This is a genomic window from Paenibacillus xylanilyticus (genome assembly GCF_013359935.1).
GTDB lineage: Bacteria > Bacillota > Bacilli > Paenibacillales > Paenibacillaceae > Paenibacillus > Paenibacillus xylanilyticus.
The window spans coordinates 1-14,556 of record NZ_JABMCB010000178.1; the positions used below are offsets into that span (position 1 = coordinate 1).

13 protein-coding genes are annotated in these 14,556 nt (G+C 48.7%); 5 read left to right on the plus strand and 8 right to left on the minus strand.

Features of this window, described 5'->3' with window-relative positions:
• Positions 1-252: 252 nt before the first annotated feature.
• Both HP552_RS12310 and HP552_RS12315 read right to left on the minus strand, forming a co-directional pair.
• Positions 253-1,089: a carbohydrate ABC transporter permease gene (locus HP552_RS12310; RefSeq protein ID WP_095291844.1), complete on the minus strand. Its 837-nt coding sequence runs from the start codon at positions 1,087-1,089 to the stop codon at positions 253-255.
• On the minus strand, positions 1,090-1,971 hold the full coding sequence (locus HP552_RS12315) for a carbohydrate ABC transporter permease (RefSeq protein WP_175395760.1): 882 nt from the start codon (positions 1,969-1,971) through the stop codon (positions 1,090-1,092).
• Between the two features lie 143 nt (positions 1,972-2,114).
• Here HP552_RS12315 and HP552_RS12320 point away from each other — a divergent pair, with 143 nt between their 5' ends.
• From HP552_RS12320 to HP552_RS12330, 3 genes are read left to right on the plus strand one after another with little or no spacing between them, the layout of a single operon-like run.
• Positions 2,115-3,950 carry a sensor histidine kinase gene (locus HP552_RS12320; RefSeq protein ID WP_175395761.1) on the plus strand — a complete coding sequence of 612 codons (1,836 nt, stop codon included), beginning with the start codon at positions 2,115-2,117 and terminating at the stop codon, positions 3,948-3,950.
• Between the two features lie 5 nt (positions 3,951-3,955).
• Positions 3,956-5,587: a response regulator gene (locus HP552_RS12325; protein ID WP_175395762.1), complete on the plus strand. Its 1,632-nt coding sequence runs from the start codon at positions 3,956-3,958 to the stop codon at positions 5,585-5,587.
• A gap of 4 nt (positions 5,588-5,591) precedes the next feature.
• On the plus strand, positions 5,592-6,062 hold the full coding sequence (locus HP552_RS12330) for an ATP-binding protein (RefSeq protein ID WP_217506404.1): 471 nt from the start codon (positions 5,592-5,594) through the stop codon (positions 6,060-6,062).
• Positions 6,063-6,086: 24 nt separating this feature from the next.
• On the opposite strand, the gene HP552_RS12335 is transcribed toward HP552_RS12330, so the two are convergent.
• Positions 6,087-7,034: an arsenic resistance protein gene (locus HP552_RS12335; protein ID WP_175395940.1), complete on the minus strand. Its 948-nt coding sequence runs from the start codon at positions 7,032-7,034 to the stop codon at positions 6,087-6,089.
• Positions 7,035-7,256: 222 nt separating this feature from the next.
• Here HP552_RS12335 and HP552_RS12340 point away from each other — a divergent pair, with 222 nt between their 5' ends.
• On the plus strand, positions 7,257-8,015 hold the full coding sequence (locus HP552_RS12340; RefSeq protein WP_175395763.1) for a TspO/MBR family protein: 759 nt from the start codon (positions 7,257-7,259) through the stop codon (positions 8,013-8,015).
• A 92-nt stretch (positions 8,016-8,107) separates the two neighbouring features.
• Here the strand turns inward: HP552_RS12340 and HP552_RS12345 are convergent, their stop codons facing one another.
• The 4 genes from HP552_RS12345 to HP552_RS12360 form a co-directional block, all read right to left on the minus strand.
• Positions 8,108-8,482, minus strand: a complete 375-nt coding sequence (locus HP552_RS12345) for a RidA family protein (protein WP_175395764.1) — start codon at positions 8,480-8,482, stop codon at positions 8,108-8,110.
• A gap of 72 nt (positions 8,483-8,554) precedes the next feature.
• A complete protein-coding gene (locus HP552_RS12350) occupies positions 8,555-9,235 on the minus strand; it encodes an oxidoreductase (RefSeq protein ID WP_175395765.1) in 681 nt (226 codons plus the stop codon).
• A gap of 27 nt (positions 9,236-9,262) precedes the next feature.
• Entirely contained in the window at positions 9,263-10,423 is a 1,161-nt protein-coding gene (locus tag HP552_RS12355; protein WP_246310871.1) for an MFS transporter, read from the minus strand.
• A 208-nt stretch (positions 10,424-10,631) separates the two neighbouring features.
• Positions 10,632-12,047: a sensor histidine kinase gene (locus tag HP552_RS12360; RefSeq protein ID WP_175395767.1), complete on the minus strand. Its 1,416-nt coding sequence runs from the start codon at positions 12,045-12,047 to the stop codon at positions 10,632-10,634.
• Positions 12,048-12,279: 232 nt separating this feature from the next.
• Here HP552_RS12360 and HP552_RS12365 point away from each other — a divergent pair, with 232 nt between their 5' ends.
• Entirely contained in the window at positions 12,280-12,933 is a 654-nt protein-coding gene (locus HP552_RS12365; RefSeq protein WP_175395768.1) for a phosphatase PAP2 family protein, read from the plus strand.
• Here HP552_RS12365 and HP552_RS12370 read toward each other — a convergent pair.
• Entirely contained in the window at positions 12,926-14,449 is a 1,524-nt protein-coding gene (locus tag HP552_RS12370; protein WP_175395769.1) for an HD domain-containing phosphohydrolase, read from the minus strand. The genes HP552_RS12365 and HP552_RS12370 overlap by 8 nt on opposite strands.
• Between the last annotated feature and the right edge of the window lie 107 nt (positions 14,450-14,556).

Genomic DNA, 14,556 nt, shown 5'->3' on the forward strand with positions numbered 1-14,556 from the left:
GATCCCGGAGCGCCCCTCGCCCCTCGTTGCTTTTGACTTGCCCTATTTACCTAGAGTCAGGCCCAGATCATGAGGGCATGACTCCCTTTCCACCCTCTATGCGAGGTGGGAGCGGAGGGATCATGTTGCACTGGAGAAGCGGAGCGCTCGCCTTTGATACCCGGTGGCTTCCTCTACTTCAATTATTCAGGCCACCGGGGAGCAACAGCGATCGGAAGTGCACATGATCCCGGAGCGACCCGCCCCTCGCACCTATCCTTTAACGGAGCCAGCCGTAATCCCCTGAATGATGTACTTCTGCATTAGCAGGAAAAAGATAATGATTGGCATGATGCCCAGCACGAGAGCAGGCAGTGCCAAATCCCATTGCTTCGTATATTGACCGAATAGCGCAAAGGTCGCAATCGGGATCGTACGCAAGTTTGAGCTTTGCAAAATCAGGGATGGCAGCAGGTAGTCATTCCAGATCCAGAGCGTGTTCAGGATAATGACCGTAACATACATCGGCTTCATGAGCGGGAATACAATCCGGAAGAACACTCCGTAAACGGAACTGCCATCCACTCGTGCCGCTTCCTCGATCTCAACCGGGACCGATTTAACGAACCCGTGGAACAGGAACACCGACATGGGTGCACCAAATCCGAGATAACAGATGATTAGTCCGCCCAGACTGTCGATCAGGCCAAGATTACTGGTTACCGTAACGAGCGGAATCATGATAGACTGGAACGGAATCACCATCGCGGCAATGAACATGCCGAACAAAATCCGGTTGAAGCGGGTATCACTGCGAACCATCCGGTAGGCAGCCATGGAGCTGATCAACACGAGCAGCAAGTTGCTGACCACCGTGACGATAAGCGAGTTCATCAGTGCCGAAGGGAATTTTATTTTCTCCCAGGCGTTTGCATAGTTGCCCCACTGAAACACTTCCGGCCAGGCAGCCGAGTTCGTAAGCAGGTCACCAAACGTTTTGACCGAATTGACAAACAGGAAGTAGAACGGAACCAGGAACAGGAGTCCAATCAGCACCATAATAATCTCGGTTATGATCGTACTGAAGCGGTAGTTTTTTGTCGTTTCCATCTATGCCTCTACCTCCTTGCTCTTCGTCAGACGTACCTGGATCATCGTAATGATCGCAACAATCACGAAGAAAATGAGTGCTTTCGCCGTACCAATACCGTAGCGGTTATTCACAAATGCCTCGTTGTAAATGTTGAGTGCTACGGACTCCGTCGATCCAAACGGCCCACCTTTGGTCAGGGACAGATTGAGATCGAACATTTTGAATGACCAGGAGATCGCCAGGAAGAGGCAGATCGTTACCCCCGGCATAATGAGCGGTAGAATGATGCTCCGCAGTACCTGCCAGCGGCTTGCTCCATCAATCTCAGCGGCTTCCAGCAGATCCGGTGATACATTGGTCAAGGAAGAGATGTAGATTACCATCAGATATCCTGCCGTCTGCCAGACAAATACAATCACGATTCCCCAGAAGGCGGTCGGTTCGTCTCCCAGCCAAGGGAGGTTGAAGAAGGACCACCCGGTTACATCGCCAACTGCTGAAAACCCTTTCACAAATATGAACTGCCAGATAAAGCCGAGCAACAGTCCACCGATCACGTTAGGCATAAAAAAGATCGTGCGCAGAATGTTTCTCGTCTTAAGCGGTTTGGTCAGAAAGTACGCCAGGAAAAAACCAATGACATTGGTTAATACCACACCAACCACCGTGAAACGTACCGTGAACCAAAACGCCGTTTGGAACTTGGGATCATTCGCAAAAATATGCAGGAAGTTGTCGAACCCTACCCAATTAATATTCTCCGACACCCCGTTCCAGTCTGTAAAGGAGTAATACATTCCCAGCAGGAAAGGGACCACGATGATGAGAATAAAAAACACGATGGAGGGACCCACGAACACGAGCTGCTGTAACAGCTGTGAAGATTTGCGATGCTTCATATCGTTCTCCCCTTCTATAGATGGATGGAATTGGTCTCTTTTTCTATTAAACCCCAATCTTGCCCTGGGAAACACCGACCCTTGTGAACAGTTGGGTGTAAAATATTGTCCTTTCTTAACCTGCAACCAGAAGGGGTGTCCTGATGTCAAAATACTACAGCATACGCACCAAGTTAATCGCTTTTATGCTCATTGCAACCACACTTCCACTGCTGGCCTCCATCAGCATGACGTTCATTCAGACCAAAACAGCCCTGCGCGAACAGGCCGTTGCCGAGAACAAACGCCTCATCTACCAGGCATCCACCAATCTCAACAACTATGTGGATAATGTGGCACGTGCTTCGCTGGCGGTATACAGTGACCCCAACTTTTTGCGCAACTTGGCGAAAATCCCTGGGGATTACCGCGCGGTGGCCGAGGTGTATACAACGCTGCAGACCATCCGCTCAGCTGTACCGGATGTGTTCCAGCTATACTTGCACTCGTTCGCAGCCAACCAATCCACGCTGATTATGAGCCCTTTTCCGAAGCGCGAGGAACGCAAACAGGCTTATTCCGACTCCCTTCATGGAAAAACAGGCGGTGAAAGCCCGGATATATGGGTTGAATCAGCACATATGAGTCACACTTATGGATTCAAGGCTGCTTCCGCTGATGACCCTGCAAGAACAGTAATCACCTTGCATCGTGTAATCAAGGATGTTCCATCCACCGAGCGTCTGGGTGTGCTCGCCATTGACCTCAACATGGATTCAATTGCAGCGATCTGCAGCAGACTGTACGATCCGGAGAAGGAACAAATCTATGTCGTGGATGGTCAGAACCAGATCATATACCAGGGACATTCTGAAATCAGTGGAACAGACCAATTACGACAGGAAGCAACCGCCAAGCTAAACATAGCCCGCACTGGTGCCGGTACAGGTACGCGTCCAACCGCTGCAGGAGATTTTGAACAGGAGCATTCCATGTATGTTTACCAGCAGATGGGCAGTACTTTTGCCGATTGGACCATTGTTAAACAGATTCCGAATGAAACGCTCTATGCCAGGGCTACCACCCTGACATGGAATAACGCCATGATTGCCATCGCTGCTCTGCTGCTCGTGATCGTGGCCACCCTGTTCATCTCGATCCGCATCACCGGGCCACTCAAGCAATTAATGAGATATATGAATCAGATTCAGGCGGGTCGTCTGCATGTGGATATTCGGCTAACGAGCCGGGATGAGATCGGTGTACTTGCCCGTCATTTCCGGGATATGATGGATACGGTAAACAATCTGATTTTAAGGGAATACCGACTGGAAATTGCGAATAAAACCAATCAGCTTAAGGCGCTGCAGGCACAGATCCATCCACATTTTCTGTACAATACGCTGCAATCCATAGGCACACTCGCCCTTCAGCATCAAGGGCAGCGAGTGTATGTGCTCCTCTCTTCCCTGTCCAAAATGCTGCGTTACAGCATGCGGGATCAAACCTGTGTAACCTTGCGGGAGGAAGCCGAGCATGCACGGCTGTATCTGGAACTTCAACAGGAGCGGTTTGGTGACCGCCTTGAAGTACAGCTGGATTTTGCGGACGATACGTTACGTACTGAAATGCCGAGGATGACCCTGCAGCCATTAATTGAGAACTACTTCAAACATGGGGCGGACGTTCAGCCTGGTAAAGGTTACATTCGTATAAGCAGCCGCAAAACATCAGATCACTGGGTTGAAATTCAGCTTGAGAATAACGGCCCGCCCATTCCGGAGGATAAACTATCCGAAATTCAGGGATGGCTGAGCATGGTTCATACCTCTTCCGGTTTTCCTACTCATGATCCGGTCGAATCAGAGTCCATCGGCCTTCGGAATGTGATGCGCAGGCTTCAACTGAACTCGCCACCGGATCATATGGCTATCCTGGAGATCCGCAATTTGGAGACGAGTGGTGTCATCATCAAGCTTAAAATTTACGCGGGGGAGTGAACAACATGAAAGCACTTATAGTCGATGATGAAAAGCACGTCCGCGATGCCATCCGCCTGCTTGGGCACTGGGATAAACTAGGGATTGATACCCTTCTTGAAGCAGCAGACGGTCATGAAGCCGCCACAGCAATCTCTTACCATCAACCGGAAATTGTCCTCAGTGATATGCGCATGCCTGGTCAGGATGGCATGGCCCTGCTGGAATGGATATCGGTTCATGCTCCGCATAGCAAGGTACTGGTGATCAGCGGATACGATGATTTTGAGCTTGTCAGGCATGCCATTCGATACGGGGGCATGGATTATCTGCTCAAGCCAGTGGAAGCGGATGAACTGAATGCTTCCTTGTCCAAGGCGGTGAACGCCTGGCAGGAAGAAGAATCCGTCCGTTTGCAGGCAACACGCCAGTCCATTGTGGTCAACCGCATGCGCCCCCATTATCACGACAGGCTGCTTACAGAGCTTGTGGTTGGACGTGGCAATAGCCATGCCCAGATTCAGCGGCTGCGGGATGAGCTGAATCTTCCTTTAAAGGCTGGAAGATGCAATATTGCAGTCACCAGCCTGTCTCATTTGGATGCGGATTGTCTGGCAAAATACCGCAGTCATCCTGATCTGCTTGTATTCTCTGTACTGAATATCTGTGCCGAGATGTTATCCACACCTGAAGAAGGCGTGGCCTTCCGCCATTTGGATCAGACCGATGAAGTGGTACTGCTGCATTGGGGAAATTGTTCCGCTCTTCAGCCCCTGCTGGAAAAGGTAAACGATGGATTACAGCAAACCATTCAGCGCCGTCTTCATTTTGGCATCTCTGCCTGTGAAACGTATCCCTCGGGAATCGCAGCTGCCTATCAGGAGGCAAGCCTCCGGTTATGGCGGCGCAATGTTCTCCAGAACGCTCCAAGATTCCATGATTCATTGGAAACGTTGTCCGGGAACAAGGGCATGCGTTTAACCACTTTTGAAGAACCCATGCGGCTCGCTGCGATGAGCGGGCGTGTCTCCAGTGTAGCCGCTGCTGTAGCAGAATGGATCGATCCCATCACGCAGCTTCAGGTCGTCACTGCGGAACAGGTTCATCAGTGGATGGAAGAAATGGAATGGATGCTTGGGCGCTGGCTTGATGATGCAGCCGACTCTCCGCCAGCGAATGAAGAAGAGGTAGCGGAGGAACATTCCTTCCCGTTTGCCGAGCTGCCATTTGACTCCGAAGGACTGTTGTCCTTGTCTCTCCTTCGGTCGTTGCTGGAACAGCGTTTACTCGCAGCCGGGAAAGCTCTCACATTCACTCCTCACGCCAGCCCTGATCCGATGACTGACATCGCACGTTATACGGATGCCCATTATCAGGAGGATCTGTCCCTGCAGCAGATCGCTGCACGCTTTTATCTCAGTCGTGAATATATATCACGTAAATTTAAACAGCAATTCGGGTTGAACTGGTCGGAATATCTGGGAAAACTGCGAATTAACAATGCCAAACTGCTCCTGCAGAACCCTTCACTGCGAATCGTCAAAATCTCGGAGATGGTCGGATACCAGGATGAGAAATATTTCAGTAAGGTGTTTAAAAAGATGGAAGGCATAACACCCGGTGAATACCGTAAATCGTTAACGGAGGCGAATTCCTAGCAAAATGAAAAGGGTTATTCTGATTACAGGCATGTCGGGCACAGGGAAATCAACGGCTCTGACTGAACTGGCCCGGAAAGGGCATCGTGTGGTGGATACCGATTACGGGGAATGGAGTGAAAACTTAGATGGCACCGGTTGGTTATGGAATGAAGATCGGATCATGGCACTTCTTATGGGCCATAACGAAGGGACGCTATTCCTTTCCGGCACCGTATCCAACCAAGGAAAGTTTTATTCCATGTTTGATGCAATTGTCTTATTAAGTGCACCACTTGACGTTATTTTGGAACGAGTCTCTTCCCGTCACAACAATCCTTACGGAAAGACTCAGGCTGAACGGGAAGAGATTATTCATTATGTGCATACGGTAGAGCCGCTGCTGCGTGCCGGATCGACGTTTGAGATCGACACGCGCAAATCCATCGAGGAAGTGACCCGCGAACTTGAACAGATAGCTACCTCTCCATATTAACGGAGTATTTCCCTGAATCATATCTCATGTATCTCTCATGAAGAATGATGGCACCAAACGAATGTAGATCAACTCCCCTGCCAATTCGACAATGGTTTGGGTTACGATGGCTGCGGCAGCTATTGTAGCCCATTCTCCGGGGAGCGCAAAGGCAAGCGGCAGCACAACGAGTGAATTGCGGGTTGCCGAGCTGAAGATCAGCGCTCGTCCCGCACCGATATCTAATCGGAACAGTAGTGCAACCAAGCGTGACAGGAACGGCATCACTATAAGAAAAGCTATGTAGATCGGAATAACATTCACAACAATAGCAAAATCTGTGTACACCTTGCCGATCTGTGATGCAACCACTACCACCAAAGCCAAAGCCATCATGGGAACAGGCAGCCAGGCCGTTGCATTCATTAACTGTTCTCCTCCAGCTTTTCCCCTCGACAAGACTTGTGTAAGGATTGCCAGCAGCAGCGGTATAACAATAAGAAACAGGAAAGCCTCCGCAAAGGGTCCCACCCTCATCAACTCTGCTGCTTCCTTTCCGGTCATTAACCATAGATAAACCGGCAGTAGTACCATCTGTACAACGAACAGAATTGGCGTTACAGCCAGCATGAGTTTTTCATTCCCCCGGCCAAGCTGCGTAAACACAATAACATAATCAATGCACGGGGTTAGCAACACCAGATAAACGCCGATTAGAACCGCCGGTGATTGCGGAAATAGCCATGTCAGTAACCATACGACCACAGGCACAATGATAAAATTGGCTGTCAGTACAGCTCCAATAAATCTTACGTTGGACCAGGATTGTTTCAACTGCAAAAAAGGAATCTGAGCAAACATGCTGTATAGCAGAATGGCCAGCACAGGTGAAACGGTATAATGCAGCGCAGACCCCCATTCAGCGTTTCCCAGCCCGATTGCGGCACCTATAAAAAGCGTTGCGACATAAAACCATGTTTGTTGCTTCTCCATCGTTTCTCTTGTAAACAATCCTCATCCTCCTTATGGGGTATATTCCTCTTTCCTTCAGCGTACATTGGACTGAATGTGAATCCGGTAGCGGAAAGCGCAGAAACATACAACGGATCCTGTGAATTTTTTGCGGTCCCTTATTAGAATGTGGAAGAACTGGGTATATTCATTGTAGACTGACCCGTGGTTCATTCATTTCTCGTAAACCAAGGAGGATGTACAATGTCTCGTAACAATCCGTACAAATGGTTAAACGCGATTGGCTTTATCGCTGTGATCGTGGTGAACTACCTGTCGAATTCGCTTCCGATCGGCGGAAGAACCAACAAGGAAGTTTCCGATATGTATCCGGTGCTGCTTACACCCTCAGGGTACGCTTTCTCAATCTGGGGATTAATCTATCTGCTGCTTGCAGGCTTTGTGGTCTATCAGTTTCTTCCGTCATCGTGGAAAAGGGATTCCATCACCCGGCTCGGTTACTGGTTTCTTGCAAGCTGCGCCTTTAACGTAGCATGGATATTCGCTTTTCAGAACCTCCAGATCGGTCTCGCCCTGCTTATCATTGTATTGCTTCTGTTGTCCCTCATTATGCTGTATCTCAAAACACGGGCCATCACCCTCCCGACTACAGCAGAGATTTGGCTGGTTAAGCTGCCGTTTAGCATCTATCTGGGCTGGGTCAGTGTGGCAACCATTATTAATGCGGCTGTTCTATTATACAAAATCGGGTGGGATGGTTTTGGTATCAGCGAACCGGCCTGGACCGTGATCATGCTAATTGTAGGTCTTGTGCTGGCGGTATTGGTCAGTTTCCCTTATCGGGACAGCATCTACCCACTTGTGTTTACGTGGGCATACATCGCTATCGCACTTAAGCAGAAGGATGTTTCCTCCGTCTATTATACGGCGATTATCATTGCGATTGTACTGGCGATCTATGCTGTATGGCTCTTCTTTGCCCGCAATCAGGACCGGGATTAACTCGAAACATACTCTCGCTAACATAAGAAAAAAGCCGATCCCTGTCGTATGACTTGGAATCGGCTTTTATGTATTTTACCCCTTAAAGAATTCTACTTCAGGGCAATAACTTCGATCTCCACGAGTGCATCCTTCGGCAGACGAGCCACTTCAACCGCACTGCGTGCCGGATAAGGCTGTTCGAAAAATGTGCTGTACACTTCATTCACAGGCACAAAGTCGTTCATGTCTTTCAGGAAAACCGTCGTTTTTACGACTTTATCCATACTGGTGCCTGCTGCTTCCAGAATCGCTTTTACGTTACTTAAAGACAAACGAGTCTGTTCCTGTACATCTGCACCGAACTCTCCCGTTTGGGGATTCAGGCCAAGCTGACCGGACGTGTAGATGAAATCGCCTGCAGCAACAGCCTGGCTATATGGACCTATAGCGCCTGGAGCCTGGTCTGTAGAGATTGGTTTTTTCATGGGCTGGTTCTCCTTCATGTTCTCAAGTTTTGAAGCCTATTATACCATGACCCCCTACTGGCAAGAAACTGTTCAAGAATCCTCCGTGCCAAGGACATGAATCACTTCATTGGAGTAAACATGGTTACCTTTGGTTCTTACAAGTGCCATGTTAATCATTGCACGTGCGATGGTTGAAGCATGGATGGCACGATACTTGGCAGCTCTGCCCCTCATCCATCGATCCAGGAACTTCATGAGGTGAGCGGCAAGCTGTTCTCCAATACGTGTCTCGCTGCGGTCACCAAGAATCAGGGAAGGCCTAAAGATATGCAAAGAACGAAAACCAATCGAGGATAGAGCTTCCTCCAACTCCCCTTTGGTTCGACTATAGAACACTCGCGAGCTCGCACTTGCACCCATGGAGGAAATGACGAGCATTTGAGTTGCCCCCTGATGAATCGCAAGTTTTGCTGCCTCTACAGGATAGTGATAATCGACTTTGCGGAAATTTTCCTGACTGCCTGCCTTTTTGATCGTTGTCCCCAAACAGCAGTACAAGTCATCCATCCCCCTAAACAAATCTTTGGCATCCTCCAGTCGGTCCCAATCCACAAGATGTTGTTCAAGCTTCGGATGCTCAAGCTCCAGCTGCTGCCTGACGAAAATACGAACCAATCCATATTCTGGTTGGCGCAGCAAGCTGTGAACGAGTATGCTGCCAACCAGCCCAGTGGCCCCGATCACGATGGCTTTTCGTTCGAGAATTCCCATACTCATCCCTCCATTTCACTTCTCCCATCACGATCTTAGAAGCACACGCCGTCCAAGTGTAAAAGCAAGAAGCAGCATGGCGATACCTATACCTACCTGAAACCCATAGGTAGCCATCCATGTCATTGCTTCCGGCCATTTCTCCATTTCCTCATATAACCAACCGCCAATCAGCGGTCCGAGGAATGAGGTCACCCCAGTTAAGGCCGAGTACACAGCAACAAACATAGGCCTTTCACTTTTCGGTGTATCCCCGATGGTAAAGTTAAAGGCGAGTTGGTTAAACCCTCCGACACCTATACCAAGAAAGATATGAGACAAAAAGAGCGCTATCAAAACGGGCATAAACGACATCAAGCCCCAGGACAGGCAGGAGAGTGCGATTATCGGCAGTGTCCAAAATAATAAGGTTTTGTTGCTGAATCGTGCATTTAAATTACCCCAGATATAGAATCCGGCCATCATGACAATAGTCTGCACCACCGTTATTAAAGAAACCATCTGATAATTAATGTTAAGCAAGTCGAGCATCACGTAAGAATAGAGTGGAACAATCAAGGTTTGAATCAATAACCAAGCCGCGAGGAATAGTGCAGCCTTCAGAAAAGATCGATCCTGGAACGGCTTCTTCAGCATCCGCCAGAAAACCGTCTCGGTCGAACGTTCAAATGGAACATCCGGATAAAAGAAATAGATGACGATATTCGCTATTGCACAGATCCACACCGGAATGAATAGAAGCAGGAAACCCATTTCACCCGGGAAGCGGTCCAAAACAATTCCTCCCACAAACAGGCATACGCTTCCAAGCGCATTCAGAATCGTGTTTCGAATGCCGAAATACCGTCCCCTTACCTTGGCATGTACGAGGTCCCCAATCAGGGAAGTCCAGATCATGCCCCCGATGGTGTTCGATATAAATGCAACCGTGTACATTCCAATATAAACGCCTACCCACCACTCCTTGGGAAACAGGAACGGAATTAGCCCTGTTGCGCTCCACAAGATGCGATGTAGCCCGACGAACAGCAGCAGCATCCGTTTCCGGCTGCGAATACGCTGCATCCAGAAGGCTGCACCAATCTGGGCAATATTTACGAACGTTGTTATGGCGAGCACAAAACCAATATGTCTTGACCCGGCCCCAAGATAGAGCAGAAATCCCGTTAAGAATGGTCCACCCAGCAATGTTTGCAATATAATTGCCGGTACACCCTCCCATGTTGCGATCGATAAATTGATGCGTTGTGTCGAACCCTTGCGCCTTGGTTTGCCAGTAAACGAGGGAGGGTTAACTTTGACCATCTTCTGTATGGGGATACACTCCTTAGACCGGGATTTGAATGCCGGCCGATGCTAGTTATCACCCCAAATTCTACTCACAGCAAGATGGTTGTCAACTCATTTTTTCATGGTTCAGCGGAAGGTACAGCCGGAAGGTACTTCCCTTGCCTTCAGCACTTTCCAGTTGGATCGACCCATCCAGCAAACGTGCCAAATCCCGGCTGATGGAGAGACCCAGTCCTGTGCCCCCAAATTGGCGGCTGATCGACCCGTCGGCTTGTTGAAAAGCTTCAAAAATGGAGTGGTGTTTGTCCTCCGGAATCCCGATTCCTGTATCTTTAACCGAGAAAACCAGCCATTTCCCCGAATTTCCGGGCTCGTCCGACTTTTCGGTGCTCACCGTCAATTGCACGGCCCCTTTATGCGTAAATTTGATGGCGTTGGACATCAGATTGCGCAATATCTGCTGCACGCGTTGGGAATCAGACCACACTGTCTCCGGTGCGTTAGGGTTCTTATGCATAAACAGCTGTATTCCCTTTTTCTCAGCCACCAGCTGGAAGTGGCTCATTACGTCCTCGGCAAGCTGCATCACACTGATTTCCTCAAATGCGATTTCCAGCCGGCCAGCCTCCACTTTCGACAAGTCAAGAATATCATTAATCAGGGTAAGCAGTTCCTGACCGGAATGGTCAATCATCGTTGCGAACCGAACAATATCCTCCTGTTCCATCGTGTCACTGTTTTCACTAATCATCTGTGCAAAGTTAATCACACTGTTCAGCGGTGTACGCAGCTCATGCGACATGTTGGCCAGAAATTCGGACTTGTACTGTGAAGCCAGCATCAGCTGCTTGGCTCGCTCCTCCAATACAATTTGAGCCTTCTGCAGCTCTTCCTTCTGCACGGACAATAATCGGTTCGTACTTTGAATAAGCAGAATCCGATTCTGTTCATTTTGAAAATCCCTTAAAATAAATGCAAAAATAAGGCTAAGTACAATGCCTAACGGAAGCGTATAGGGCATAATATGGGCAAAAAAGTACGTTGGAGGAAAGACACCAAGCAGAGCAATATTGACACTGTTGACAACATTCACGATAACTGTAACGAGCACGACCTTGATAACAAGTCTGTAGTCACTGCGTCTCATCCATATATTTAATCCCGCACATAATACACCCAGGATTGCCATATTCCCCAGTCCCGCCAGCGTAGCTTCATTAATCCCAAAGGTTAATCGCAATAACCCAATCCCGATACCAATAATCACCAAACTATAAGACTGCCTGAAGGTCAGAACGGCAATAATTAATGGAACAAATCGAAGATCGAAAATGACTTCATCCGTTAGCTGAAAACCAAATACCGTACTAACCCAGCCCGCAAAAATAAGGACCAGCACGGAGCTCCATTGTTTAAATCGGGTGGAAGTACGTATCACAATATATTTATAGAACACACTAGCCAGATAGGCTAAGGTTATAAGCATACCCATATTTAATACGAACATCTTAGAAAATTGCATTCACTCACTCCTGTTGTCCCGGCTTTGTTCGCAGACACATCATTAGTCGTATGTACGTCTATCATATCATGCCCATACAACCTTCGACATTCCTCGCTCGTCAAAAAAATACACAAAAATACACAAATCCGGATTCAATTTGTGTTAAAAACATAGTAGAATATAGTGTTGTTTAATTTTATTGCTGTGATCCACTTCCTTGACGGGTGTGGGTGAAAGGAGAAACGTTGTTGTGCAATCGTTAAAAAGTAAATCCTATTGGCTGTCATTAAGCTTGATGCTTTCTTTGGCCGTCATGGGACTGTTATATGATGTTCTTAACAGCCCTGAGCGCGGATTCGCCGTCCTCAATTCACCAATCGACCGGCTTATCCCTTTCGTACCCGGCATGTCCCTTCCTTACCTGGGCTGGTATCCGTTTGTATTTGGCGTGCTCGCGTACCTCTGTGCCAAAGACAGACTTACCTATTATCGTGTACTGTTGTCCATGAACATCTGTGTCTGGATCTGCTACCTGATTTATTTCAACTTCCAAACTTCTGTTCCTCGACCGGAAATCACGGGAACAGGAATTGGTGCGTCCGTCCTAGGATGGCTCTACAGCCAGGATCGCCCTTATAATTGCTTCCCGAGCATTCATGCACTCCATTCCTATCTCGTTATGCGTGCGGTCCTCTCGGTACAGAGCATCCGCCGTTATGTCAAATGGCTCGTAGCCGCTGGGGCAACGCTGATTGTGCTGTCCACCCTGCTGATTAAACAGCATGTGATCTATGATGCTCTGGGTGCTATCATCCTCGGTGAATGCATCTTCACCATCATCACCGGACTGTCCTTACACCGGCGGCGCCGGAAAGGTTCGAAGTGGACAGAGGGGATCAACTGACCCCTCGCTCCGATGAACCGTGGAGATGTTCTCTCCTTCTCCACTCCTCTATAAACAAGCCTGCAAAATAAGGGTCCCACTGGGTCCCTTTTCCTTCTTCCAGGATGGATAGCGCTTTCTCATGACTCATGCCGTTTCGGTACGGACGATCGGATGTCATGGCGTCGAAGGCGTCAGCCACTGCAATGATACGTCCAAAGAGGGGAATATCCATACCTGCCTTGCCATCGGGATATCCTTTCCCATCATATCGTTCATGATGAGACCTCACTCCTGGCAAAAAGTCAGCCATGGCATCCATGGGCTCAACCTGTAACAAAATGCTCTCGCCCAGAACCGGATGAGTCTGAATAATTGCAAATTCTTCCTCACTAAGTTTACCGTCCTTGAACAAAACCTCATCGGGTACCCCGATTTTACCAATGTCATGCAAAAGTGCAGATTTATACAGCAAATCAGCTTGTTCCTCACTCATGCCACTCAGTTTGCCAATCATCAGGGAATACTCGGCCACACGCATCGAATGCCCGGCAGTGTACTTATCCCGCGCGTCCAGTGCAGCAGCCAGTGTGGAAAAATAGCTCTGCAGCAGCTGCCGATTGCGTTCCTGCCTCATCTCAAGCCGGTTAATCATCATATTAAAACCGGATATCAGTGCAGAGAACTCATCCGCATAGAGGTCAGGAGCTCTCCTTCCAAGATCCCCCTCCTGAATTCGGTTCATCTCCTTGGTTAGCTCCGCTACCGGATCACGCACATCACGGATCAGCAGCCAGCTGCCTACAAGGGCAAACCCAGCCCCCAACACGACAACGATGATACCCCACAGGATATACTCTTTCGCAAACTCATGATCCATATACTGAAGCCGGATAAATGTAGCCAGGAAGAACAAAAACAGCGGGAATAATCCGATTAGAGCTGTACTCAGCTGAAATTTTCGCTGAATCGATACCAACACGCGCCCTCCCAGTGATGGCTCGGTGCCATACTGCTGTTTGCCTCTGCGGCGGGCCTCCATCAGTAGCGGCCTAACTGCCCGAACGGTCAGGAAATATTCAATTAGTGCATGCATGATGGCGATCAGGATGGCACAGGCAGCTGCCACGGCAACATAGTTGGATGGGAACTCCAACCAACCTGCCGATATCATCCACAGCGTCAGCCCTGCAGCGGGTATCGAAAATCCCAACAGATGCGGCCCCATGATCCGGTAGATGGTCCGTCCAGGAAAACGATGAATATTCTCATACATTTGGCTCAATTCAGCCCGTTCGTGACGCTCTTGAGCGAAAAATTTCCTGATTGGCCCTAACTGCCTCCGCAAGGCAACTCCTTCGGCTGCAAGCATAAACAGAAGGGAAACAACCACAATCAGAATCAGAAGTACAAATTGAATATTCGGTATTTGCAGGGTTGCTACCATCATCACTGTGCCGATAACAAACACGGCTGAGAGTGAACCGACCAGATAATTGCGCACCAGACGAAAGATAAATGAACGGTATATTTCCACCCAAACCCCTCACTCTCTATGTGCAACCAGTTCTCCCGATTAATTGTAAGGGGGAGACTAAGGGTATTGCCTTTATTTTTTATCGGTTAACCTGTGTAAAAAAATTA

Bases quoted from the DNA above. Each gene is read 5' to 3' on its own strand.
- HP552_RS12335 (WP_175395940.1), bottom strand. From the start codon at position 7,034: ATGGAGAAGCAACAAACATGGTTTTATGTCGCAACGCTTTTTATAGGT.
- HP552_RS12330 (WP_217506404.1), top strand. From the start codon at position 5,592: ATGAAAAGGGTTATTCTGATTACAGGCATGTCGGGCACAGGGAAATCA.
- HP552_RS12350 (WP_175395765.1), bottom strand. From the start codon at position 9,235: ATGGGAATTCTCGAACGAAAAGCCATCGTGATCGGGGCCACTGGGCTG.
- HP552_RS12345 (WP_175395764.1), bottom strand. From the start codon at position 8,482: ATGAAAAAACCAATCTCTACAGACCAGGCTCCAGGCGCTATAGGTCCA.
- HP552_RS12360 (WP_175395767.1), bottom strand. From the start codon at position 12,047: ATGCAATTTTCTAAGATGTTCGTATTAAATATGGGTATGCTTATAACC.
- HP552_RS12340 (WP_175395763.1), top strand. From the start codon at position 7,257: ATGTCTCGTAACAATCCGTACAAATGGTTAAACGCGATTGGCTTTATC.
- HP552_RS12320 (WP_175395761.1), top strand. From the start codon at position 2,115: ATGTCAAAATACTACAGCATACGCACCAAGTTAATCGCTTTTATGCTC.
- HP552_RS12315 (WP_175395760.1), bottom strand. From the start codon at position 1,971: ATGAAGCATCGCAAATCTTCACAGCTGTTACAGCAGCTCGTGTTCGTG.
- HP552_RS12325 (WP_175395762.1), top strand. From the start codon at position 3,956: ATGAAAGCACTTATAGTCGATGATGAAAAGCACGTCCGCGATGCCATC.
- HP552_RS12310 (WP_095291844.1), bottom strand. From the start codon at position 1,089: ATGGAAACGACAAAAAACTACCGCTTCAGTACGATCATAACCGAGATT.